This window comes from Methylobacterium sp. Leaf117, assembly GCF_001422985.1.
GTDB lineage: Bacteria > Pseudomonadota > Alphaproteobacteria > Rhizobiales > Beijerinckiaceae > Methylobacterium.
In genome coordinates, this window is record NZ_LMNL01000006.1 from 15706 (window position 1) to 38794 (window position 23089).

Annotated in this window: 19 protein-coding genes; 8 read left to right on the forward strand and 11 right to left on the reverse strand. The window is 70.3% G+C overall.

Annotated features, from left to right (window positions below; translation table 11 throughout):
* Positions 1-47: 47 nt before the first annotated feature.
* The 3 genes from ASF57_RS05780 to ptsP form a co-directional block, all read right to left on the reverse strand.
* Positions 48-1802, reverse strand: coding sequence for a PTS fructose transporter subunit EIIBC (locus tag ASF57_RS05780; RefSeq protein WP_056481016.1), 1755 nt, complete (start codon positions 1800-1802; stop codon positions 48-50).
* A 68-nt stretch (positions 1803-1870) separates the two neighbouring features.
* Positions 1871-2830, reverse strand: a complete 960-nt coding sequence (gene pfkB, locus ASF57_RS05785; RefSeq protein WP_056481018.1) for a 1-phosphofructokinase — start codon at positions 2828-2830, stop codon at positions 1871-1873.
* Positions 2827-5379, reverse strand: coding sequence for a phosphoenolpyruvate--protein phosphotransferase (gene ptsP / locus ASF57_RS05790; RefSeq protein WP_056481020.1), 2553 nt, complete (start codon positions 5377-5379; stop codon positions 2827-2829). The genes pfkB and ptsP overlap by 4 nt, the downstream gene beginning before the upstream one ends.
* A gap of 168 nt (positions 5380-5547) precedes the next feature.
* Here ptsP and ASF57_RS05795 point away from each other — a divergent pair, with 168 nt between their 5' ends.
* Positions 5548-6531 (forward strand): LacI family DNA-binding transcriptional regulator, encoded by a 984-nt coding sequence (locus tag ASF57_RS05795; protein WP_056481022.1) that lies wholly within the window; start codon positions 5548-5550, stop codon positions 6529-6531.
* A gap of 324 nt (positions 6532-6855) precedes the next feature.
* Positions 6856-9186 carry an EAL domain-containing protein gene (locus ASF57_RS05800; RefSeq protein WP_056481082.1) on the forward strand — a complete coding sequence of 777 codons (2331 nt, stop codon included), beginning with the start codon at positions 6856-6858 and terminating at the stop codon, positions 9184-9186.
* Between the two features lie 7 nt (positions 9187-9193).
* On the opposite strand, the gene ASF57_RS05805 is transcribed toward ASF57_RS05800, so the two are convergent.
* The 4 genes from ASF57_RS05805 to ASF57_RS05820 form a co-directional block, all read right to left on the reverse strand.
* Positions 9194-10861 carry a thioesterase family protein gene (locus ASF57_RS05805; protein WP_348528119.1) on the reverse strand — a complete coding sequence of 556 codons (1668 nt, stop codon included), beginning with the start codon at positions 10859-10861 and terminating at the stop codon, positions 9194-9196.
* A 421-nt stretch (positions 10862-11282) separates the two neighbouring features.
* Positions 11283-12083 (reverse strand): ABC transporter ATP-binding protein, encoded by an 801-nt coding sequence (locus ASF57_RS05810; protein ID WP_056481084.1) that lies wholly within the window; start codon positions 12081-12083, stop codon positions 11283-11285.
* A 10-nt stretch (positions 12084-12093) separates the two neighbouring features.
* Entirely contained in the window at positions 12094-12897 is an 804-nt protein-coding gene (locus tag ASF57_RS05815; protein WP_056481027.1) for an ABC transporter permease, read from the reverse strand.
* A gap of 7 nt (positions 12898-12904) precedes the next feature.
* Positions 12905-13897, reverse strand: coding sequence for an ABC transporter substrate-binding protein (locus tag ASF57_RS05820; protein WP_082503726.1), 993 nt, complete (start codon positions 13895-13897; stop codon positions 12905-12907).
* A 115-nt stretch (positions 13898-14012) separates the two neighbouring features.
* On the opposite strand from ASF57_RS05820, the gene ASF57_RS05825 reads away from it, so the two are divergent.
* The 4 genes from ASF57_RS05825 to ASF57_RS05840 all read left to right on the forward strand — a co-directional run bounded on the left by ASF57_RS05825 (position 14013) and on the right by ASF57_RS05840 (position 18652).
* Complete coding sequence (locus ASF57_RS05825) at positions 14013-14951, forward strand: 3-hydroxyacyl-CoA dehydrogenase NAD-binding domain-containing protein (RefSeq protein ID WP_056190630.1); 939 nt, start codon at positions 14013-14015, stop codon at positions 14949-14951.
* Positions 14952-15094: 143 nt separating this feature from the next.
* A complete protein-coding gene (locus ASF57_RS05830) occupies positions 15095-16030 on the forward strand; it encodes a dihydrodipicolinate synthase family protein (protein ID WP_056190633.1) in 936 nt (311 codons plus the stop codon).
* 22 nt (positions 16031-16052) lie between these two features.
* Positions 16053-17771: an IlvD/Edd family dehydratase gene (locus ASF57_RS05835; RefSeq protein WP_056190636.1), complete on the forward strand. Its 1719-nt coding sequence runs from the start codon at positions 16053-16055 to the stop codon at positions 17769-17771.
* A gap of 89 nt (positions 17772-17860) precedes the next feature.
* On the forward strand, positions 17861-18652 hold the full coding sequence (locus ASF57_RS05840) for a fumarylacetoacetate hydrolase family protein (RefSeq protein WP_056481028.1): 792 nt from the start codon (positions 17861-17863) through the stop codon (positions 18650-18652).
* Between the two features lie 38 nt (positions 18653-18690).
* Here the strand turns inward: ASF57_RS05840 and ASF57_RS05845 are convergent, their stop codons facing one another.
* Positions 18691-19929, reverse strand: coding sequence for a CaiB/BaiF CoA-transferase family protein (locus tag ASF57_RS05845; RefSeq protein ID WP_056481030.1), 1239 nt, complete (start codon positions 19927-19929; stop codon positions 18691-18693).
* Between the two features lie 155 nt (positions 19930-20084).
* Here ASF57_RS05845 and ASF57_RS05850 point away from each other — a divergent pair, with 155 nt between their 5' ends.
* Positions 20085-21314 carry an acyl-CoA dehydrogenase gene (locus tag ASF57_RS05850; RefSeq protein ID WP_056481032.1) on the forward strand — a complete coding sequence of 410 codons (1230 nt, stop codon included), beginning with the start codon at positions 20085-20087 and terminating at the stop codon, positions 21312-21314.
* 121 nt (positions 21315-21435) lie between these two features.
* Entirely contained in the window at positions 21436-22089 is a 654-nt protein-coding gene (locus tag ASF57_RS05855) for a TetR/AcrR family transcriptional regulator (RefSeq protein ID WP_162241544.1), read from the forward strand.
* A 28-nt stretch (positions 22090-22117) separates the two neighbouring features.
* Here ASF57_RS05855 and ASF57_RS05860 read toward each other — a convergent pair whose 3' ends face one another.
* From ASF57_RS05860 to ASF57_RS05865, 3 genes are all read right to left on the reverse strand, one after another.
* Positions 22118-22330, reverse strand: a complete 213-nt coding sequence (locus ASF57_RS05860) for a hypothetical protein (protein ID WP_056481036.1) — start codon at positions 22328-22330, stop codon at positions 22118-22120.
* A complete protein-coding gene (locus ASF57_RS27210) occupies positions 22330-22461 on the reverse strand; it encodes a hypothetical protein (RefSeq protein ID WP_274533606.1) in 132 nt (43 codons plus the stop codon). The genes ASF57_RS05860 and ASF57_RS27210 overlap by 1 nt, the downstream gene beginning before the upstream one ends.
* Positions 22462-22584: 123 nt before the next feature.
* The gene (locus ASF57_RS05865) at positions 22585-22959 is read right to left on the reverse strand and encodes a hypothetical protein (protein WP_056481038.1); all 375 of its coding nucleotides are present in this window, start codon (positions 22957-22959) and stop codon (positions 22585-22587) included.
* Positions 22960-23089 lie beyond the last annotated feature (130 nt).

The window sequence follows — 23089 nt, forward strand, 5'->3', positions numbered from 1 at the left end:
CGGGTAGGGTGCTGGCCGCCGGTCCCCGTGCGGGGCCGCCGGCGGCCTCAGGCGGCGCGCTTCTTGAGCAGGCCGACGAGCAGACCGGTGACAAGGGTTCCGACCACCAGGGCGATCAGCGCACCCGGGACGTTGGTCACCGCGTTGGGAATCGGCAGGACGAAGAGGCCGCCATGCGGCACCTTCAGCTCGACCCCGAGGCTCATCGCGATGGCACCGGCGAGCGCCGATCCCACCACCATGGAGGGAATCACCCGAAGGGGGTCCGCCGCGGCGAATGGGATCGCGCCCTCGGTGATGAAGGCCGCTCCGAGCACAGCCGCCGCGCCGCCGGCTTCGCGCTCGGCCTTGGTGAAGCGGCCGGGGAACAGCCGGGTGGCGAGCGCGATTCCGAGCGGGGGCGTCATGCCGCCGATCATCACGGCGGCCATGGGCGCGGTGATGCCCGATGCGATCAGGGCGGCGGCCGAGGCATAGGCGGCCTTGTTGACCGGGCCGCCCATATCCACCGCCATCATCCCGCCGAGCACCAGGCCGAGCACCAGGGCGCTCGCCCCCTGCATGCTTCTCAGCCAGTCGGTGAGGGCCGCCAGGATCGCCGCCACCGGTACGCCGACGACGTAGATCATCAGCAGGCCGGTGACGGTGGTGGCCAGCAGCGGCAGGATCAGGACGGGCTTCAGGCCCTCCAGGTTCCTGTGCAGGCGGATGTGCCGGTTGAGGAAGGCGGTGGTGGTCCCGGCGATGAAGCCCGCCGCGATGCCGCCGAGGAAGCCGGCCTGCAGGTTGGCGGCGAGCATGCCGCCGATCATGCCCGGCGCGATGCCGGGCCGGTCCGCGATGGAGAACGCGATGTAGCCGGCCAGCACCGGCACGATCAGCGCGAAGGCCGCCTTGGCGCCGATATCGCCCAGGGCGAAGCCGAGGCTGCCGGCGTGGTCGGGTTTCATCGCGTCGATGCCGCCGAAGGCGAAGGCCAGGGCGATCAGCAGGCCGCCCGCCACCACGAAGGGCAGCATGAACGAGACACCGGTCATCAGGTGCTTGTAGGCCCCGGCCTTCTTCTCCTCCGGTTCCGGCCGGGCCGACCCGCCGGCCTCGGTAGCGATTCCGGCAGCGGTTCCGGCATCGGGCTGGCGCTGCGCCTCGGCGAGCGCCGTCGCGAGCAGTCCCTTGCCGTCGCGGATCGCCGCCTTGGTGTTGGTGACGTAGAGCCTCTTGCCGGCGAACCGACTCCGGTCGACACCGGTATCGGCGGCGATCAGAACGATATCGGCCGCGGCGATCTCGGCAGCCGTGAGGGCGTCGCGAGCGCCGACCGACCCTTGCGTCTCGACCCGAACGTCGTGGCCGAGCGCCTGAGCCGCCGCCTGGATGCCCTCTGCGGCCATGAAGGTATGGGCGATGCCGGTGGGGCAGGAGGTGATGGCGACGATCCGCCGGCGCCCCTTCGGCGCCACGTCCTTCGGCGCCACGTCCTTCGGCGGACCCGCCTCGCCCGACCCGGCGAGGAAGCGGTCGAGCACCGCATGGGCGTCGGTGAGCACGTCCTCGATGCGAATCCGGGCGCGGCGCATGGCGCCGAAGCGGCCTTCGTCGAGGTCGCCGTCGCCCACCAGCAGGACGGCGTCGGCGCCCGCGATCGCGTCGGCGCTCAGGGCGTTGCCGGAGACGCCCTTGCCGCGCAACTCGAGGTCGAGGGGCTGGTTGCGCCGGCCGGCCGCCTTGCGCAGGGCCTCTCCGGCCAGCACCGCGTGCAGGCCGAGATCCCCACCTCCCACCACTGCGAGCACCTGCGTCATGGCTTCCTCCCGTTGCGTCGCGCGCCGCTGTGCGGATGCGTCGGTGTCATGATCCGGAGTCCGAGGTTTCAGACCGGGACGTCGAGCGATTCGACCCGCACCGTCCTGGCGATCGCCAGGACGGTCTCGCGGGCGGGCAGGTTGGCGCCGGCCAGGCCGAGCTTGCCGGCCGCGAAGGCCATGGCGAGGCGCGCGGTCGCGACCCGGTCGAGGCCCGCATGGAGGCCGGCGACGAGGCCGGCCACGAGGGCGTCGCCCGCCCCCACCGTGCTGGTCACCCGGGTCGGCGGGGGATGGGCGTGGACCATGCTGTCGGCCGCCGCGAACAGCGCGCCCTCGGCCCCCAACGAGACCACCACCAGGGGGATGCCGCGCGCCACCAGATCGCGGGCCGCCCCGACCACATCGGCCAGGGTCGGTAGCGGCCGCCCGACCCAATCCTCGAGTTCGTGCCGGTTGGGCTTGACCGCGAAAGGCAGGGCTTCGGCCGGGGCCGCCAGGGCCGCCGCCAGGGCGGAGCCGGACGCGTCGAGGACCAGGCGGGCGCCGCGCGGCCGCAGCTCGGCGGCGATCTCCGCGTAGATCCCGGGCACGACGCCGCCCGGCAGGCTGCCGGCCAGCACCACCAGGGCATCGGATGTCACATCCCGGCGCAGCAGCGCCCGGACGAGGTCGAGGGTGGCGGAATCGACGGCGAGCCCCGGCAGGTTGAGGTCCGTGGTGTCGCCGGTCTCCGCGTCGAACAGCTTCAGGTTGGTCCGGGTCTCGCCCGGGATGCGCACGAAGCGATCCTCGATGCCCTTGGCCGCCAGCAGGGCCTGGAACGGCGCGGCGTTGTCCTGGCCGAGGATGCCGGCGGCGGCCACCGGCACGCCCCAATCGGCGAGGCAGGCGGCGACGTTGACGCCCTTTCCGCCCGCATCCGAGCGCGTGCCGCGCGCCCGATGGACGTGCCCGGGCCGCAGGGCGTCGAGGGTCACGGACCTGTCGAGGGCCGGGTTCAGGGTGAGGGTGACGACGCGGCTCATGCGGGCTCTCCCTCGTCGGGCGCAGCCAGGGCTCGGACCGCGGCCGCGTCCTCCTGGGCGCAGGCCCGGGCGGCCAGCGCCCGCAGGGCGCCGATCTCGCTCACCCGCAGCCGGGCCTTCACGGCGGCCACGTCGCGCGGGGTCATCGACAGCTCGTGGACGCCGAGGCCGGCGAGCAGGCCGGCGCCGAACGGATCGCCGGCGATGCCCCCGCAGACGCCGACCCACCGCCCGTGCCGGGCCGCGCCCGCGCAGGTCATGTGGATCAGGCGCAGCACCGCAGGATGCAGGGAATCGGCCTCCGGCGCGAGCTCGGTGTTCTGGCGGTCGATGGCCAGGGCGTACTGCGTCAGGTCGTTGGTGCCGATCGAGAAGAAGTCGCAGTGCCGGGCCAGGGCGTCGGCCTGGATCGCGGCGGCCGGCACCTCGATCATGATCCCGAGCGGCAAGGCCGGCGCCTCGAGTTCGGCCCGGATGCGCGCGCAGTGGGCGCGGAGCGCGAGCACCTCCGGCACCGAGGTGATCATCGGGAACATGATGGAGAGCGGGGCCTCCCTGCCGGTGGGCGCACCGGCCGGAATGCCGTCTCGTGCCGCCCGGTACAGGGCGCGCAGCTGCGGCTCCATCAGGTCGGGCCGGCGCAGGAGCAGCCGGGCGCCGCGCACGCCGAGAAACGGGTTCTCCTCCCGCGGCAGGTGCAGGTGAGCCACCTGCTTGTCGCCGCCGATGTCGAGGGTGCGCACGATCAGCGGCCGGCCGGCGAGGGCGTCCAGCATCGCCCGATAGGTGGCGTACTGGTCGTCCTCGGTCGGCGTGTCGCCGCGCTCCAAAAACAGGAACTCGGTGCGCATCAGGCCCACGCCCTCCGCGCCCTGGTCGAGGGCGAGGGGCACCTGTTCGGGATTGTTGACGTTGGCCCCGATGGCGACCGTGTGCCCGTCGCGGGTGCGCGCGGGCAGGGACCGCTCGCGGGCCTCCGCCTCGGCCCTGGCGCGCTGGCGCGCACCCCAGGCCCGGGCCGAGGCGAGGTCGGCCGCGCTCGGGTCGAGGTAGAGCCGGCCGGTGCCGCCGTCGAGGATCGCGGGCGTGTGGTTCTTCAGGGCGAGCAGGGTGGGGCCGCCCGCCACCATGGCGGGAATCCCCAGGGTGCGGGCCAGGATCGCGGTGTGCGAGGTCGGGCCGCCCTGGGCGGTGGCGAGGCCGATGACCCGGGACGGGTCGAGCCCGGCGGTGTCGGACGGGGCGAGATCGGGGGCGATGAGGATGCAGGGCGCGTCCGGCAGGTCGTGGCGGCTCCTGAGCGACGGATCGATCTGCGCCAGCACCCGCCGGCCGACGTCGCGCAGGTCCGCCGCGCGGGCGGCGAGCACGGGATTGCCCAGGGCCGAGAGCCGGCCGGCCATCCGCTCCACCGCCTGGTTCCAGGCGAATGCGACCCCGTGGCCCTCCACCATCAGCTGGCAGGCCAGGGTGATCAGGTCCGTGTCGGCGATGAGCTCGCCTTGCGCCCGGAAAATGCCGGCATCCGCCTTGCCGAGGCGGCGCTCGGTGTCGTCGGCCAGGGCCCGGAGCTGACCCTCGGTGGCGGCGAGGGCCGCGTGCAGGCGGTCGCCGCCGGAGGTCAGGGGCTCGGGCACGTCCGGGACGGTGACCTCCGCCTGGCTCAGCACATGGATAGGCGCGATGGTGAGACCGGGGCTCGCGCCGATGCCCGCCAGCACGCGCGGCGCGTCGGCGGGATTCCAGCCGGCCACCGGGCCGGCCGCACGAGCGGCGGCTTCCGCAGCGGCCCGCGCGGCGGCCTTTTCCCCGGCGCTCAGGCCCGTCACCGCCGCGCAGATCCGGGCGAGGGCACCGGCCTCGTCGTCCCCCTCCGACGAGATCGTCACCGCGTCGCCGCAGCGCAGGCCGAGCTGGAGCAGGGCGATCAGGTTCTTGGCGTCGGCGACTTCGGCGCCGTGGCGCACCTGGATCCGGGCGGAGCAGGCGCGGGCCGTCTCGACCCAATGGGCGGCCGGGCGGGCATGGAGCCCGGTGGGATAATCGACGGTCCAGTCGAAGCGCTGCCTGAGGTCGCCCGCCGGGCCGGCCGCACCGGGCGCAGGCGCATCTTCGGTGAGGGCCGCGACGATCTCCTCCTTGCGGGTGGTGGTGCGCAGGGCGGCGAGGCGCGCCTCGTCCTGGATCAGCCGGGTCAGGCGACGCAGGATGGTGATGTGGGTGTCCGACTGGGCCGCGATGGCGACCACGAGGTGGGCGACCTGGCCGTCGTGCCACGCGATGCCGCCCGGAACCTGCAGGACCGCCAGCCCGCTGTCGCGGACGTGGTGACGGTCGTCGACCATGCCGTGCGGGATGACCACGCCGTGGCCCAGATAGGTGTTCGCCACGCCCTCGCGCCGCAGCATGCTGGCTTCGTAGGGCGCCTCGATGCAGCCGGATGCGATGAGGAGCTGGGCCGCAGCCCGGATCGCCGCTTCCTTGGTGGCCGGCGCGGCACCCAGCTGAATCAGCAGGCGCGGAGAAAGGGTCGGCGTCGGCGCGAGCATGGCGTGCTCCTCCCGTGAACATCGTTGCCGGTGCAGTTGTTGGCTGTATGAAAACGTTTTCACAAATCGTGTCAACGGAATTCGGCGCAATAATGCAAATCGGACCCTTGTCGATCACCGGTCCCGGTGCCAGAACGGCGCTATGACGCTGAAAACGTTCTCTTCCCGATGAGTGCCAGTATTCGTGACGTGGCGCGCGCGGCCGGTGTCTCGACGGCGACGGTCTCCCGGGCTCTGGGGCGGGGACCGGTCAGCGACGTCCTGCGCCAGCAAGTCGAAGCCGCGGTTCGAGCCACCGGATACCGCCCGAACCTCTCGGCCCGGCGCCTGCGCTCACAATCAACGCAGACCATCGGGTTGATCGTCGCCGACATCCGCAATCCCTTCTTCACGGCCGTGAGCCGCGCGGTCGAGGATGCCGCCTACGCCGCCGGCATGCGGGTGATCCTGTGCAACACCGACGAGGACCCCGAGCGCGAGCGTCTGTACCTCCGCTTGATGGAGGAGGAGCGGGTCACCGGCGTGATCTTCGCGCCCACCCGCGTCACCGCCGAGTCGCTCAAGGCCGACAGCCTGGACGTGCCGGTGGTGTTCATCGACCGGACCGGCCCCGCGGGCACCTATGACAGCGTGGTGCTCGACAACGCGGCCGCGACCGGCACCCTGGTCGATCATCTTCGAGCCCGGGGCTATCGCCGGATCGGCGGCCTGTTCGGCTCGACGAGCTCCACGGCGCAGGAGCGGCAGGCCGGCTACGAGGCGGCGATCCGGCGCCTCGGCGCCGAGCCCCTGGCGCGCGTCGCGCCGCCCACGGCGGAGGCGGCCGAAGCCACGCTGACCCGCTGGCTGACCGAGCCGGACCGCCCCGATGCGCTGATCCTGTCGAACGGCCTGATGCTGATGGGAGCAGTGCGGGCCGCGCGCGCGCTCGCCCTGGCGGTGCCGGACCGGCTCGGCCTCGCCGGCTTCGACAACGACCCTTGGACCGACCTCGTGGAGCCCGGACTCACGGTGATCGAGCAGCCCGTCGCGCAGATCGGCGCCCAGGCGATGGCGCTGCTGTTCGACCGGCTGAAGGCGCCGGCGGAAGCGGTGCGCAAGGTCACCCTGAGCGGCCGCCTCGTCGTGCGGGGATCGTCGGGGCGCGTTTAGACCCGTTCCGGAGCGCGGGACCACGGAGGGGCGCCCGAGGAGGATCGGAGACATGACGGGTCGGGCGATCCGTATCCCGACGGCCGGATGGTCCGGCCCACCCGGAGCCAACGATCATGCGGGAAGATCACGCCATTTGCGTCGATTTCCGATATTCAAAATACACTTGAGGATCATAGCATGGTTCACCGAAGGATATTATTTTTATGTTAACCTTCTGTTTCGCCCATCGTCGAAGAATCCCGGCTACAGGGCATATTAAGAGTTTCCACCTTTAGTTCCAGGTCTACAGACGCTCAGCAAGGGACGTCGGTGTCGTTCGAGATGTTGATTTCATTCCTGGTCGACACGGATCGGCGGGGCGGACCCCTGGATTCCAGTCTGCGCGATCGCGTTCGTCTCGAGCAGATCGATGTGGCCCTGCGCCTCGTGCCCTTCACGGTGCTGGTCAGCCTCAGCGTCGTGCAGGTCATCGTGTACCTTTACTGGAACTCGCCTGAGCGGACCTATCTGGCCCTGCTCGAAGCCTTCATCCTCCCGCTGGCCGTCGGCGCGCTGGAGCAGTGCTGGCGCTGGCGCTCGCGCGCCAAGCCGACCGAGGTGAATCTGCGCTTCGTCCGCCGGGTGACGCTCGCGGCGTTTCTCTACGGGTGCCTCCTGGCTTCGATCCCCGTCATGCTGTTCGGCAAGGCCGACGCGGATGGCCGCCTGCTGATCGCGGCGAGCTGCGCCGGCCTCATCGCCACCGGCATGAGCGCGGCGGTCCTGCCCCGCGCCGCCATCGCGTATTCCGGCCCGATCATCGTCGGTTCGTTCGTCGCCCTCGTGATGACGGGCGAGCAGTTCTACATCTATGTCGGCCTTCTCCTCACCTTCTATGCCGCGTTCGTCTGCCTGACGATCATCCACCTGAGCCGTCTCGTGACGATGCGGGTGATCGCGCAGGCCGATCTCGAACGGCAGCAGGAATTCACCCACCTGCTGCTCAACGAGTTCGAGGAAAGCGCCAGCGACTGGCTCTGGGAGACCAATTCCGACCTGCGCCTGCAATACGTGTCCCCGCGCCTGATCGAGGTCGCGGGCTCCTCCGAGCGCCAGCTCCAGGGCCTTCCGCTCGAACGGCTGCTCCTGCCCTCGCTTGCCGCGCCGTTCGGGCATCCGAGCGCGAGCCTGTGGAAGCATATCGAGGAGCGCCGCGCGTTCCGGAACATCCTGCTCCCCATCGACATCGCCGGCGAGGCGCGCACCTGGTCCTTGAGCGGCAAGCCGACCTTCAGCCGGAAGGGCGAGTTCGCGGGCTTCCGCGGCGTCGGCTCAGACGTCACCGAGAAGCGGCGCTCCGAGGAGCGGCTGTCGTACCTGGCTCTGCACGATTCCCTCACCGACCTCCCCAACCGCGTCCTGTTCCAGCAGCAGCTCGACAGCCTTCTCGCGGACCTCGGGGAGGCCGACCGGTTCGCCGTGCTGGCCCTCGATCTCGACGAGTTCAAGAGCGTGAACGATACCTTCGGCCACGCCACCGGAGACGCGCTGCTGCGCGCCATGGCCGAGCGGCTGCGCCGGGCCGCGCCCGACGTGCTCCTCGCGCGCCTGGCCGGAGACGAGTTCGCGATCCTGGCGACGGGGTCGCACCTGCGCGACGACTACGCCCTCGAGGCCCTGGCGAGCGGGATCGTCGAGGCCATCGCCCTGCCGTTCCACATCGAGGGCATCTGCGTCAGTGTGGGCATCAGCATCGGCATCGCGATCGCCCCGAAGGATGGGCGCCGCGAGATCATGCACCGCGCCGACCTGGCGCTCTACCGGATGAAGAACGAGGGCCGCAACGGCTACCGCTTCTACGAAGCCGAGATGGACGAGCGCATCGAGGCCCGGCGCGCCCTGACGGCGGATCTGCGCGGCGCGCTCGATCGCGACGAGTTCGTCCTCTACTTCCAGCCCATCGTCAGTGCGGCGGACGGCCGGATCCACGGCTTCGAGGCGCTGCTGCGCTGGAAGCACCAGATCCGCGGCTTCGTCTCCCCGGCCGAGTTCATCCCCCTGGCGGAGGAGACCGGCATGATCATCCCGATCGGGGAATGGATCATCCGGGAGGCCTGCCGGATCGCCGCGAACTGGCCGCGGGGCCTCCACATCGCCGTCAACCTGTCGCCGATCCAGTTCCGCCACTCCGACCTGACCCTGATCGTGCGCTCGGCCCTGCGGGATAGCGGCCTTCCGGCCGGCTGCCTCGAACTCGAGGTGACGGAATCGGTGTTCCTCGAGGCGACGCCGGCCGTCCACACCACCTTGATCAAGCTGCGCGAGATGAACGTCCGGCTCTCGCTGGATGATTTCGGGACGGGCTATTCGAGCCTGAGCTACCTGCGCCGCATCGCCTTCGACAAGATCAAGATCGACCAGAGCTTCGTGCGCGACCTGCCGCACGAGAAGAGCGGCGCCGCGATCGTGCGGGCCATCGTCGACCTGGCGATGAGCCTCGACATGACGATCACCGCCGAGGGCGTGGAGACCGAGGCGCAGCGCCTGTGCCTGGCCCAGCAGGGCTGCCACGAACTCCAGGGCTACCTGTTCAGCAAGCCCCTGCCCATGAAGGAGGCCGCGGCACTGGCGGCGCTGCGGGTGATCCGCCCGAGGCAGCCTCACGCGGCCTGATCCCGGCTCAGCGTCCCCCGATCGCCGCACTCTCCGCGGCCTGCTGCGGCTGGACCGTATGAGGCGAGGATTTCGGCCAGTAGGGCAGGAAGCCCTCGACGATCGAGCGGGGGATATCCAGGGGCCGGAACAGCTGCGTGTCCACGAACATCAGCGACTGCTCGCCCCGGCCGAGAAGGCCGTGCCGCTCGCTGTGGATCTCGTGGGCGAGAGTGACGAACTTGCGATTGTGGTTGGCGATCCGCAGTCGGACGACGATGGGCTCGAACTCCGCGGCCTCGCGCCGGAAATCGTGGGTGAAGGACTTGGTCAGGACGTAGAAGCTCGTCGTCTTCAGATCGAACCGCGGCATGCAGATGTTGAAGAACAGCTCGCGCGTCTTGCCGACCCAGCGGACGTAATTGGCGAAATAGACGTTCCCGACCGAATTGGTGTCGTCGTAGGTTGGGATCATCCGCATCACGAACCATTGCCCGTCGAACCCGTGCGACATGACCGCGTCCTCGCGCGCCATCGTCACCACGGGGGCGGCGGTCGGGACGGGCGCCTGCGGGACGGCGTTCGGGTCGGTCGCCGGGGCGACGGTCTGGGGCGCGGTCCAGCCGAAGAGATCCAGGATCGCCGGCAGCGCGCCGATCAGGCCGATCAGCGGCGCGACCGCCAGGAAGGCCGGGACGGGCGTCACGTAGCCGGCGAGGAAGATCAGCGCCGCGGTCAGGCCGATCATGTAGCTCAGCACCGGATCGTAGGGCCGTCTGGCACCGAGGGTCTCGCCGACGAGGCTGCCCGCAGCGCCGACCAGGAGCGTGGCGAAGGGGAGCATCAGGTACATCATCGACAGGTTGGCGGCGATCATCGCGAAGGCGAGCGCCAGCGCGGCGAACACGATCCAGACCGGGGAGGCGATGAGGCCCGCCGGGATGAAAGCGAGCAGCGGGGAGGAACTCCGCGCCGTGACCGCCGTCATGAACCAGCGCGTCGCGCCGTAGAAGCTGTCGAAGGTCGAGGCCGCCGCGATGACGGTCCACACCACGAAGGGCAGGACCACTCCGTCGAGGTGGCCGCGAGCGATCGCGAGGGCGACCGCCGGCTGCAATCCGGTGATCCCATCGGCCGACACGATGCTGCCGGCGGACCCCGCCGCCGCGGCCAGCAGGGCGTTCATCGACAGAAGCCCGAAGAACAGGATCGCGCCGACGCCATAGGCCAGCCGGATCGACGCGCCTTCGCGCCGGATCTCCACCGCCCGCTGCCAGTGCTGCACGTCCATCCACGGTCCGAGCAGGAAACCCACGAGGGTCGGGACGACGAGACCGGTGAAGCGATCGTCGAGGGCGAACAGCGGGAGGCTAGCGGCCTGCGAGGCCGGCCAGAAGCGCAGGAGCGCCACGCCGGCGGCGATCAGCCCGATGACCAGATAAGCCGCGTGGAGTGTCTTGAGCCTCCGCAACGGAAGCGCGTGTCCGATCGAGCAGGCGGCCAGGATCAGAACGGAGAGTCCGAGTTCGGCCTGCGGGCCGAACAGCGGAATCCACGCGTAATACGCGAAACCGAACACTGTGATGGCGAAGGCAAACAGTTGGCACAATTGGAACAGGAGCGCGTATCGCGACCCGACATCGGCCAGGATCTTGGCGGGATTTCTCTGAGGCGCTCCGAGCATCCACCCGAACAAGCAAAGACCTCCCGCATTAGGCAGTGCAAACGCAAGGAATCCGAGCCATCCATTGGTCAGCGTCACGTGAATTGCGTAGAAGAACCCTAACCCCCAGAACCATGACAAGGCGATGGTGGGCGACCACATCAGGGATCGAGAAAAACTAGACTGCATTTTAATCACTTGGCAGAGGATTACCTCGCGGTTTTTATCTGATCAGATCTCCAAGTGAAATACGATTATCATAAGAAAGGACGGGACGCCGAGCGTCGGCCGACAGACCTTCGAAAGGTCGCGGTGCGCCGAGGCGCCGGGCCCATCGGGCGCGCGGATGAGGTGCGGATCACACGCGGATCGAAACGTCAGGATCCAGCCCTGATCAGGCCGGGGCGACGACCGGGCGAGCCCGGTTCCGGGTCCCGCCGGCGGGCGTTGCGGTTCAGTCCACCGCGGCCCCGTGCAGCTCCGCGCTGGTGAAGCGCTGCTGCTCGGCCATCACCAGGCCGGCGAGTTCGCGCTTGAGGGCGTTGAACTCGCCCGAGGCGGTGTCGCGCGGGCGTGGGATCTCGACCGTGAGGTCGCGCTTGATGCGGCCCGGCCGGTAGGTCATCACCAGGATGCGGTCGGCGAGGTAGATCGCCTCCTCGATCGAGTGGGTGACGAAGATCACCGTCTTGCGGGACTCGGCCCAGATCCGTAGCAGCTCGTCCTGCAGGGTGCGGCGGGTCAGGGCGTCCAGCGCCCCGAACGGCTCGTCCATCAGCATCACGGGCGGGTCCAGCGCCAGGATGCGGGCGATGGCCACGCGCTGGCGCATGCCGCCGGACAGGTCCTTCGGGTAGCGCTTGCGGAAATCCGACAGGCCGAGGGTGGCGACGATGCGGTCCACCGTCACCGTGGCGTCGGCACGCGGCACGCCCTGGATGTCGAGGCCGAAGCGGACGTTGTCCTCCACGTTCATCCAGGGAAACAGGGCGTATTCCTGGAAGACCATGCCCCGGTCCGGGCCCGGCTCCGTCACCGGGCGCCCGCCCATGCGGATCTGCCCGGCGCTGAGGGGCATGAAGCCCGCCACCGCGTTGAGCAGGGTGGACTTGCCGCAGCCGGACGGCCCGAGCAGGCAGAGGAACTGCCCCTCCGGCACCGTCGCGGTGATGTCGTCCAGCGCCGGCACGGCGCCGGCGCCCGTCCCGAACACCTTGCTGGCGTGGGCGATCTCGATCTGCGCCGACCTGATCAGCCGTCCCGGTTCAGCGTTCAAGGCCGCGATGCCAGCGCAGGAGGTGGTCGTTGAGGCGCGACATCGCCCCGTCGATGATGAGGCCGAGGATGCCGATGGTGAGCATGCCGCCGATGATCTTGTCCGACCACATGTACTCGCGCGCCTCGAGGATGCGGTAGCCGAGGCCGTCCGAGACCGCGATCATCTCGGCCACGATGACCACGATGAAGGCGGTGCCGATGCCGATACGCATGCCTGCGAGCACGTAGGGGCTCGCCGCCGGCAGGATCACCCGGCGGAACATCGTACAGGGCTTCGCCCCGAGATTGCGGGCGGCGCGGATGTAGATCGAATCCACCTGCCGCACGCCCGCGATGGTGTTGACCAGCACGGGGAAGAAGGTCCCGAGCGCGATCAGGAACAGGGCCGGCGGGTTGCCGAGGCCGAACCACACGATGGCCAGCGGGATGTAGGCAATGGGTGGAATCGGCCGCAGGATCTGGAGAAGCGGGTTGAACAGCCCATAGAGCCGGTCGCTGGTGCCGAGGATGAGCCCGACCGGCACCGCGAGCCCGGCGCCGACGCAGAAGCCCATGAGGACGCGCGCGAGGCTCGCCACCGCGTCGTGCGGCATCTCGCCGGAGACCAGCCACTGCCCGTAGCTCTCCGTCGCCGGATCGTAGGGCAGGCCGGGCAGGAGGCCCTGGTACCACTTCACCGCCACCGCGCTCGGCGGCGGCAGGACGATCGGGGAGAACACGCCGGCCCGGCTGAGGATTTCCCACAGGACGAGGAGGACGAGGGGGACGAGAGCGCCGCGAAACCGGTTCATGGTCCGCTCAGTTCGTCTTGAGCTCGGCCTTGGCCTTGTCGAGGAGGTCGGTCTTCACCCACTCGGCGTCGGATTTCGGCGGGTTCACCATCTTCCCGAGGCCGTACTTCATCATGTAGTCGGTCGTGGTCTGCATGTGCCCGGCCGGCACGTCGTAGGTGTACTTCGCGTTGGCCATGCCATCGCGAAAATCCTGGCTCGAGAGCTGGCCCTTGAACACCGTTTCACGGACGTACTTCTCGGCGAGCGCCGGATCGTCGATGAAGGCCTTGGTGGCGGCCACGAACAGCTTGAGGACCCTGGCGGCGACCTCGGGCCGCTCGTTGTACATCTTTTCGGTCATCACCAGCGGGCGCACCGGCACGCCGATGGGGGTGTCGTAGGGCTTGACCACCTCGGTGGCGTAGCCCGCGCTGATGGCCTGGGTCGATTGGGGCTCGCTCTGGCAGATCACGTCGACGTATTTCTGCGCGAGCGCCTGGTTCAGGTCGGCGTAGTTGTTGAAGTAGATCAGCTGCACGTCCTTGCCGGCCCGCTCGGACCAGGTCATTCCGTGCTTGTCGAGCTCGGCCAGCAGCATCAGATCCTGGGTGCCGCCCCGCACGGTGGCGACCTTGAGGCCCTTCACGTCCTTCAGGGTCTTGACCGTGTCGAGGTCGGGCCGGCGCAGGATGCGGACGCCGCCATTGGCGAAACCCGCCACCACGTAGAGCTTCACGCCGTTGCCGCGCGCCGCCACCGCGCCATCGGCGCCCGAGGCCGAGATGTCGATCTGGTCCACCGCCATGGCGGGGTAGATGTCGGCCCCCTTGGCGAAGACCTTCTCGTCGATCTTCAGGCCGTATTTCGGGGCGATCTCCTTCATGTAGGAGATCGCCCCGTAATGGGCGAACTTCAGGTTGCCGAGGCGCACCACGTCGTCGGCCCGGGCGCTGCCGAGAGCCCCCAGGGTCGCGAGAACGAACAGGGCTGCGCGCGTCGTCGCGTGGCGCTTGAACATCGGTGTCCTCCGGTCGCGGGTCGTGGCGCCCGCTTTGTCCGCCGTGAAAACGGTCGGTACAGTCTTGAGTTAAGCGTATTCTGGATTCGAATGTAAAGCGCCGGGAGGGAGAGTTTTGGCAGGCCTTGAAACGGATGAAATCGGCCGGGTCACCGTGCTGGGCTGCGGCACCCTGGGTGCCAGCTGGGCCGCCCTGTTCCTGGCTCACGGCCTCGATGTGGCGGCCTGCGATCCTGCGCCCGGGTTCGAGGCGAGCGCCGGCCGGGCGATCGAGGCGGCGCGCGCGCAGTTGGCCGAGCTGGGCTTGCGCGGGCAGGGCGCGCTGCAATTCTACGGCCGCCCGGAGGACGCCCTCGCCGGCACGGACTACGTGCAGGAGAACGCGCCGGAGAACGAGGCGGTGAAGCGCACCCTGCTGGCGGAGGTCGATCGCCTGCTGCCGCCCTCGATCCTCGTGGCGTCGAGCACCTCGGCGATGCTGCGCAGCGCCCTCGTGGCCGATTGCGTCCGGCCGGAGCGGATCCTGGTGGCGCATCCGTTCCACCCGCCCCACCTCGTGCCGCTGGTGGAGATCGTCGCCGGCACGCCCGCGGTGGCGGCGCGGGCCGCGGCCTTCTATGCCCGCCTCGGGCGCCGGCCCGTGATCCTCGACCGCGAGATGCCGGGCCACATCGCCAACCGCCTCGCCTCGGCCCTGTACCGGGAGGCGGTGAACCTCGTGGCCGAGGGCGTGGCGAGCGTCGCCGACATCGATGCCGCCCTGTGTAACGGTCCCGGCCTGCGCTGGGCCGCGATGGGCCCGCACATGACCTATCACCTGGGCGGCGGGGCGGGCGGCATCCGCCACTATCTCGACCATCTCGGCCCGAGCCAGGAGCGGCGCTGGGCCAGCCTCGGCACCCCGAGCCTGACGGAGGCGGTCAAGAACCGGATCGTGGACGGAATCGAGGCCGAGGCCGCCGGCCGCTCGCTCGAGGTCCTGGCCGAGCGCCGCGACCGGTCCCTCATCGAGATCCTCAAGGCCCGCATCGAGGTGGCAGGGGAGGGCTCCTGAAGCCTCGCGCGGACCGCCCGATCCGCGGCCGGCCGCGGTCCGACCTCGTCACCCCGGCAGCGCCGACGATCCCCCGACAATCCCCTGCCACTTCCTCGTCACTTGCCCGTTCCTCGGCCCCGCCGACCCCCAAGGAGGACACCATGGCTCTGACCAGCGCGATCAAGGGGGTGATCCCCATCGCCCCGACCCCCTTCCATCCCGACGGCCGGGTCGACGAGGCCTCCCTCGACCGGATGTGCGGGGTCTTCTCGGGCGCGGGCGTCGATGGCGTCACCATCCTGGGCCAGCTCGGCGAAGCGCCGAAGCTCGACCATGCCGAGGCGGTCGCCATCGCCAAGCGGGTCGTCGGGCGCCTGGATATCCCCGTCCTCGTCGGTGTTTCGGCACCCGGTTTCGCCGCCATGCGGTCGCTCGCCCGCGAGGTGATGGATCTGGGTGCGGCCGGCGTCATGATCGGGCCGCCCAACACCCTGCGCACCGACGATCAGGTGGTGGCCTATTACCGCAACGCCGCCGAGGCGATCGGCGCCGACGTGCCCTTCGTGATCCAGGATTACCCGCTGACCTTCTCGGTGGTGATGACCCCCGCGGTCATCCGCCGGATCGTCACCGAGAATCCGTCCTGCGTCATGCTCAAGCACGAGGATTGGCCGGGGCTCGACAAGATCACGGCGCTGCGCGCCTTCGAGCAGGACGGTTCGATGCGCCACATCGCGATCCTCACCGGCAATGGCGGCCTGTTCCTCGACTTCGAGATGGAGCGCGGCGCGGACGGCGCCAACACCGGCTACGCCTTCCCGGAGATGCTGGTCGACGTCGTGCGGCTGTCGAAGGCCGGCGCGCGCGATGCGGCGCACGACCTCTTCGACGCACACCTGCCGTATCTGCGATACGAACAGCAGCAGGGTCCCTTAGGCCTCGCGGTGCGCAAGTACGTTTTCCAGAAGCGCGGCATCTTCGCCTCGGATGCCCAGCGCAAGCCGGCCGCGAGCCTGTCGGCGCAGGGTAGGGCGGAGGTCGACTACCTTCTGTCGCGCATCGCCCGCGTCGACCCGCGCGCCCGCGTGGCGCCCTGACATCCGGAACGGGACACGCATCATGAGCAAAGGTCTGCGCAAGGGCCTCACCAGCTACGGCGACGCGGGCTTCTCCCTGTTCCTGCGCAAGGCCTTCATCAAGGCGGCGGGCTACTCGGACGATGCCCTCGACCGGCCCATCGTCGGCATCACCAACACGGCGAGCGACTACAACCCCTGCCACGGCAACGCCCCCGCCCTGATCGAGGCGGCCAAGCGCGGGGTGATGCTGGCCGGCGGCCTGCCGATGGTGTTCCCGACGATCTCGATCCACGAGTGCTTCGCCCACCCGACCTCGATGGTCCTGCGCAACCTGATGGCCATGGACACCGAGGAGATGCTGCAGGCCCAGCCGATGGACGCGGTCCTCGTCATCGGCGGCTGCGACAAGACTCTGCCGGCGCAGATCATGGCGGCGGCGAGCGTCGACCTGCCCACCGTGGTCATCCCGGTCGGCCCGATGGTGGTGGGCCACCACAAGGGCGAGGTGCTCGGCGCCTGCACCGATTGCCGCCGGCTCTGGAGCGCTCATCGGGCCGGCGCGATCGATGCCGAGGAGATCGAGCGGGTCAACAGCCGCCTCGCCCCCTCCGTCGGTACCTGCATGGTGATGGGCACGGCCAGCACCATGGCCTGCGTCACGGAAGCGCTCGGCCTGTCGCTGCCGATGAGCGCCACCGTGCCGGCGCCCCATGCCGAGCGCATCCGCATCGCCGAGGCGAGCGGTCGCCGCGCCGCCGAGATGGCGGTCTCGGGCGGCCCGCGGCCGAGCGAACTCCTGACACCGGCCGCCTTCCGCAACGCCCAGGTGGTGATGCAGGCGATCGGCGGGTCGACCAACGGCCTGATCCACCTGACCGCCATCGCCAATCGGACGCCGCACGGCATCGATCTCGACGCCTTCGACGCAATCGGCCGGGCCGTGCCCGTGCTGGTCGACCTCAAGCCCTCGGGCCAGCACTACATGGAGCATTTCCACCATGCGGGCGGCCTGCCGACCCTGCTCCGGAACCTGGGATCGCTGATCGATCGCGACGCCCGCACCGTGGCGGGCGGCACCTTGCGGGACGTGGTGGCGCAGGCTGAGGACGTGCCGGGCCAGACCGTGATCCGCTCCGCCGGAGACCCGATCAAGCCGGTCGGCGCCATGGCGGTCCTGCGCGGCAATCTCGCCCCACGCGGCGCCCTGATCAAGCACAGCGCCGCAAGCCCCGCCCTGCTTCAGCACACCGGCCGGGCGGTGGTGTTCACCTCGATCGCCGACATGACCACCCGGATCGACGATCCCGACCTCGACGTCGGACCGGACGACGTCCTCGTCCTCCAGAACGGCGGACCGAAGGGCGCCCCCGGCATGCCCGAGGCGGGCTACCTGCCGATTCCGAAACAGATCCTGGCGCGCGGGATCAAGGACATGGTGCGGATCTCCGATGCGCGCATGAGCGGAACCGCCTTCGGCACCATCGTCCTCCACATCACGCCGGAATCGGCCGTTGGCGGCCCCCTCGGCCTCGTCCGGACCGGCGACCTCATCCGCCTCGACACCGCGGGCCGGCGCATCGACGTGCTGGTCGACGATGCGGAGCTGGAGCGGCGCCGGATCGCGCTCGGACCGCCCGTCAGACCGGATTGGGCCAGGCGCGGCTACTTGCACCTGTTCTACGAGACGGTGCTGCAGGCGGACGAAGGCTGCGACTTCGATTTCCTGCGGGCCGAGCCTTCTCCGGACAGGGCGCGCTGAGGAAAGAGGCGCATTCGGGCGCAGGAATCCGGTAGAGAATCCGGGAGGGGATCGGTCGCGCTCCGCTCCGCCCGACAGCAAGGTCCGCCATGCCCGATACGTTCGATTCCGATACCTTCGATCCCCGGCCCGCCGCGGAGCTGCTGCGGGATGCCTATCGCGACGGGCGGCCCTTCGTCGAATTGCCGGAGGCCGTCCGCCCGCGCACGATGGCGGAGGGCTACGACGTCCAGGATCGGCTCCTGGCCGCCCTCGGCGCGGAATCCGGCGGCTGGAAGCTCGCCATCGGCAGTCACAAGGGCAAGCGCAGTTCCGGCGTCGGCCGCTCCATCGCGGGCCGGGTGCTGAAGGATCACCTTCACGCCGACGGCGCCGCGCTCCGGATGCCGCATGCCGGCGCGGTCACGATCGAGTTCGAGATCGCGTACCGGATCGCCCGCGATGTCGCCCCGGACGCTCCCGTGGTCCCGGCGGCCGACATCGTCGGCGAGACCTGCGCGGCGTTCGAACTCGTGCTGTCCCGGTTCTTCGATCGCCGCGCCGTCGGCTGGCCGAGCTTCGCCGCCGACAATTCCGCCTTCCAGGCCCTGGTGCTCGGCCCGGCGATTCCGGCGGCCGACCTCGCCGAGGTGGCGCGCAGCCTCGTGGTCGAGGTCGACGGGACCGAGCGGGTCCGCGCCGTCACGGGCGACGACGTGACCGACCCGCTCGCCGCGCTCACCGACCTGATGGCCGTGGCGCGCGAGCGCGGCATGACTCTTCCCGCCGGCAGCATCGTCTCCACCGGCACACTCTCGGTGCCGTTCGACCTGGCGGGGCCGGGCCGGATCACGGCGCGCTTCGCGGGCCGGAGCCTCGGGTTCACGCTGCTGCCGGTTTGAAGACGCCTGCGGGTTCGAGGGATCGCCCTCGGGTCGCGCTACGGTTTTCCGTCCACCGGCTCCGCCCGGATCTCTCCCACGCGCCGCGCGTCGGATTCCGCTCGGATCTCGGCGCTCGACGCCCCGAGGGCCGGCGGCATCAGGCGGACGGGCAGGCGCTCCCCGTCGAGGCGATAGGGCGGGGCGAGGACGTGGGCGCCCGGATGGGCGTCGCCGCCCTGGGGCAGCACGAGGGTACCGGCCCGCGCCCGATCGGAGGTCAGGGCCTCGTGCAGACCCAGCACCTCGCCGCAGGGAATACCCGCCGCGTCCAGCCGGGCGACGAGATCGGCCCGGGTCCAGCGGGCGAGTTCGGCCTCGAGCGCCGGCAGGAACTGCGACCGGTTGCGCGAGCGCTCCAGGTTGGTGGAAAAGCGCGGATCGGAGGCGAGGTCGGGACGCTCCAGCACCTGCTCGCACAGGCGGCGGTACTGGCCGTTGTTGCCCACCGCCAGGACGATCGGGCCGTCCCCGGTCTCGAACACGCCGTAGGGCGCGATCGACGGATGGGCGTTGCCGGCACGGACGGGATCGTGCCCCCGCACCATCGCCTCCAGGCCGCAATAGGCGGTGAGCGCCACGCCGCAATCGAACAGGGCCAGTTCGACGTGGCGCCCGAGCCCGGTGCGCTCGCGCTCGAACAGGGCGGCGAGCACCCCCTGGGTCGCGTATTGCCCGGTGAAGAGGTCGACCGCCGCGAGGCCGAACTTCAGGGGGGGCCGGTCGGCCTCGCCGTTCAGCGCCATCAGGCCGGCCTCGCCCTGCACCACGATGTCGTAGCCCGGCCGCGTCGCCTCGGGGCCGTCCGAGGCGTAGCCGGAGATCGAGCAGTAGATCAGGCGCGGGTTCTCGGCGCTGAGGTCCGCGTAGCCGAGGCCGAGGCGATCGGCGCCGCCGGTCTTGAAATTCTGCACCACCACGTCGCTGGACCGGGCGAGATCGCGCGCGGTCGCCAGCCCCTCCGGGGTGGCGAGGTCGAGGGTGATCGAGCGCTTGTTGCGGTTGGCGCTGTCGAAATACGAGGTGTTGGTGGCGCCCGTGCGCAGGCCCCAGTCGCGGGTGTCGTCGCCCCGCTCCGGGTGCTCGACCTTGATCACCTCGGCCCCGAGATCGCCCAGGCACATGGCGCACCAGGGGCCGGCGAGCACGCGCGAGAGATCGAGCACGCGGATGCCGGTCAGCGGCAGGGCCGGCGATGAAGGCTGTGGGCCGCCGTCCTGCGCCGTCGTCTCGCCCATACGTGTTCTCCCATCCCTGCGCTGCCCCGGCACGACGCCCTCCGGCGCGGTGCCTGTCTACCAGGAATTCGCCCCGTTCCACTCCGGCGCCGCGCGGGTGGCCTCTCCGGCGCGGCCTGATAGGATCGCCGGAACAGACAATTCGAGGAACGCCGATGAACGCTCCGACGCGCCCGCCCGGCTCAGCCGCGCCGACAGCCCCCGCTTCCGCCGGCTTCGCCTGGGACGATCCCTTCCTGATGGACGACCAGCTCACCGAGGACGAGCGCGCCATCCACGAGGCGGCCCGGTCCTTCGCGCAGGAGGAACTCCTGCCCGGCATCGTCGAGGCCTACGCCCACGAGACCCCCAACCCTGAACTCTTCGCCAAGATGGGCGCGCGCGGGCTGCTGGGCGTGACCCTGCCGGAGGAATACGGCGGCGCCGGCGCCACGTACGTCGCCTACGGCCTCGTCGCTCGCGCCGTCGAGGCGGTGGATTCCGGCTACCGCTCGATGATGAGCGTGCAATCCTCGCTGGTGATGTACCCGATCCACGCCTACGGCTCGGACGACCAGCGCCGCAAGTTCCTGCCCAAGCTCGCTGCCGGCGAGTGGATCGGCTGCTTCGGCCTGACCGAGCCCGATGCCGGCTCGGACCCGGCCGGCATGAAGACGAAGGCCGTGAAGACCGGCGGGGGCTATCGCCTGTCGGGAGCCAAGATGTGGATCTCGAACGCGCCCTTCGCCGACGTGTTCGTGGTCTGGGCCAAGTCCGAGGCGCATGAGGGCGCGATCCGGGGCTTCATCCTGGAGAAGGGCATGCCGGGTCTCTCGGCCCCGACCCTGAAGGGCAAGCTTTCGCTCCGCGCCTCCACCACGGGGGAGATCGTGATGGCGGATGTCGAGGTGGGGGAGGACGCGCTTCTGCCCAACGTCTCGGGCCTGAAGGGGCCGTTCGGCTGCCTCAACCGGGCACGCTACGGCATCGCCTGGGGCGCCATGGGGGCGGCGGAGGATTGCTGGCACCGGGCGCGGTCCTACACCCTGGAGCGCCAGCAATTCGGCCGGCCGCTCGCCCAGACCCAGCTCGTTCAGAAGAAGCTCGCCGACATGCAGACCGAGATCGCCCTCGGCCTCCAGGCCGCACTGCGGGTCGGGCGCCTGTTCGACGCGGGGCGGATGGCGCCCGAGATGATCTCGCTGATCAAGCGCAACAATTGCGGCAAGGCCCTCGACATCGCCCGGGTCGCCCGCGACATGCACGGCGGCAACGGCATCATGGGCGAGTACCATGTGATGCGCCACGCCCAGAACCTCGAGACGGTGAACACCTACGAAGGCACGCACGACGTCCACGCGCTCATCCTCGGCCGGGCGCAGACGGGGCTGCAGGCGTTCTTCTGAAACGGCAGGAGGGGCGAGCCGGATCAACATGGCGGAACCGGGTCCACATGGCGTTGGTGCCGCCGCCCTGGTGTTCGCCGGGCAGGGCTGGCATCGTTTCCCCGGGGGAGGACATCGCGCCGTGACTCAGAGGGACGTGACGCCGTCGCCGGTCCGGCGCCTCGGCCGCCCGCCGCGCGGGACCGAGGGCGACGTCCTGCTGCGCGTCCTGGCCGCGGCCAAGGCGGTGTTCCTCACCGAGGGCTTCGAAGCGGCGAGCATCGACGCGATCGCGGGTTCCGCCGGCCTGTCGAAGAAGACGATCTACACGCGCTTCACCTCCAAGGTCGATCTTTTCGAAGCCGTCTGCGTGCGCTTCATCGAGGAGAACGTGCCCTCCATCGAGCGGGTGGCGGCCAAGGCCGGCTCCCTGGAGGAGCGGCTCCACCGCATTGCCCTCGCCATCCTCGAGACGGTCCTGACCCCCGACTGCATCGCGTTCCGGCGGGTGATGGTGGCCGAGGCCGCGCGCTTCCCGGAATTCGCCCGCGCGCTCCATGATTTCGGATTGGCACGCGTGGTACCCCTGGTCGAGCGCTGCCTGGAGGAGGGGGTCCGGTCCGGCGAGATCGCCGTGGAGGATGTCCGTCACGCGGCGGACGCCTTCCTGGGGCTGACCATCCGGGGGTTCGTCGACCGGACGGAACTCGGCCTGGAGCGGCCGGGCATGACCCACGTCAAGCGCGAGACGTTGAAGCGCTCGCTGGATTTCTTCCTGCGGGCCTGCCGGCCCTGAACGCGGTCCCCGCCGTGCGACGCGGGTCCTACGGCGCCTTGGCGGGCGGGAAGGCGGTTCCCGGACAATTGGCGGCGAGCCCCGTATCGCCGACCCGGTCGGGTGCGCAGGCGGGAATGGCCGGGCGGCCGCCATTCTCGATGCGCGCCTCCTGCAACCGCTCGAACTTCCACAGGCCGAGGCCGATCACCACCAGGATGGCGAGCAATGCGGCGCCCGCGAGCGGCAGCCAGCGCGGCATCAGCGGGCGCTCGCGCCGGCTTCCGGCACCGGCTGGGTGTGGGCGGTGTCGCCGTGCTTGACGAAGGTGAACAGGATCACCCCTGCCAGGAGAGCGACGGCGGCGATGAAGACGGGAAACAGGCGACGCATCGGAAGAAGACCACGCTGATCGAACGGAGCGCCGGGTGTGCGCCGGCGGAGGTGTGTAACGCGCGGACCGGCGCCTGGGTCGCAGGATCCGTCATCACGAATTGGGCGGCGGGGAAGATGGCGTCAGCCGCCCGCCGTGAGCCGCTGACCGGCCTCGCCGTAGCCGAGCCGCGCGCCCTCGCGATTGACGATCCCGAAGCGCAGGGTCGCCTGTTCGAGGTAGTCGATCGCCGCGACGAGGGCGCGGCGCGCCGGCTCGACGGCCTCGGGCTCGTCGTCGGGCGGCGTCTCGGCGAAGTTGACGGCGGCGATGAGCACCCGGTCGCGCTCGTCCTCGATCCGGCGATCGCGTTCGACGCGCCCGCGGATGTCGGCGTCGAAGGCGGCCACGACCGCGAAGGGAAAGTCGTCGCGGCGCGACCCCTTCGGGTAGGCCAGGGTCAGCCTGCGGGCGAGGTCGGCCGCGTGCCGGACCTGATCAGCGAGTTTGGCGTCCATCGGGGCTCCGGGGCCGGCGTGGGAGCCGGCACGTTACGCTTGCACCAGACCACCCTGCACAAGGGTTCGGCGCCGGGGCAACGCGCCTGGGCCGGCCGGGGGTTCCGGCCGTGCACCAATGGCGTTCCGC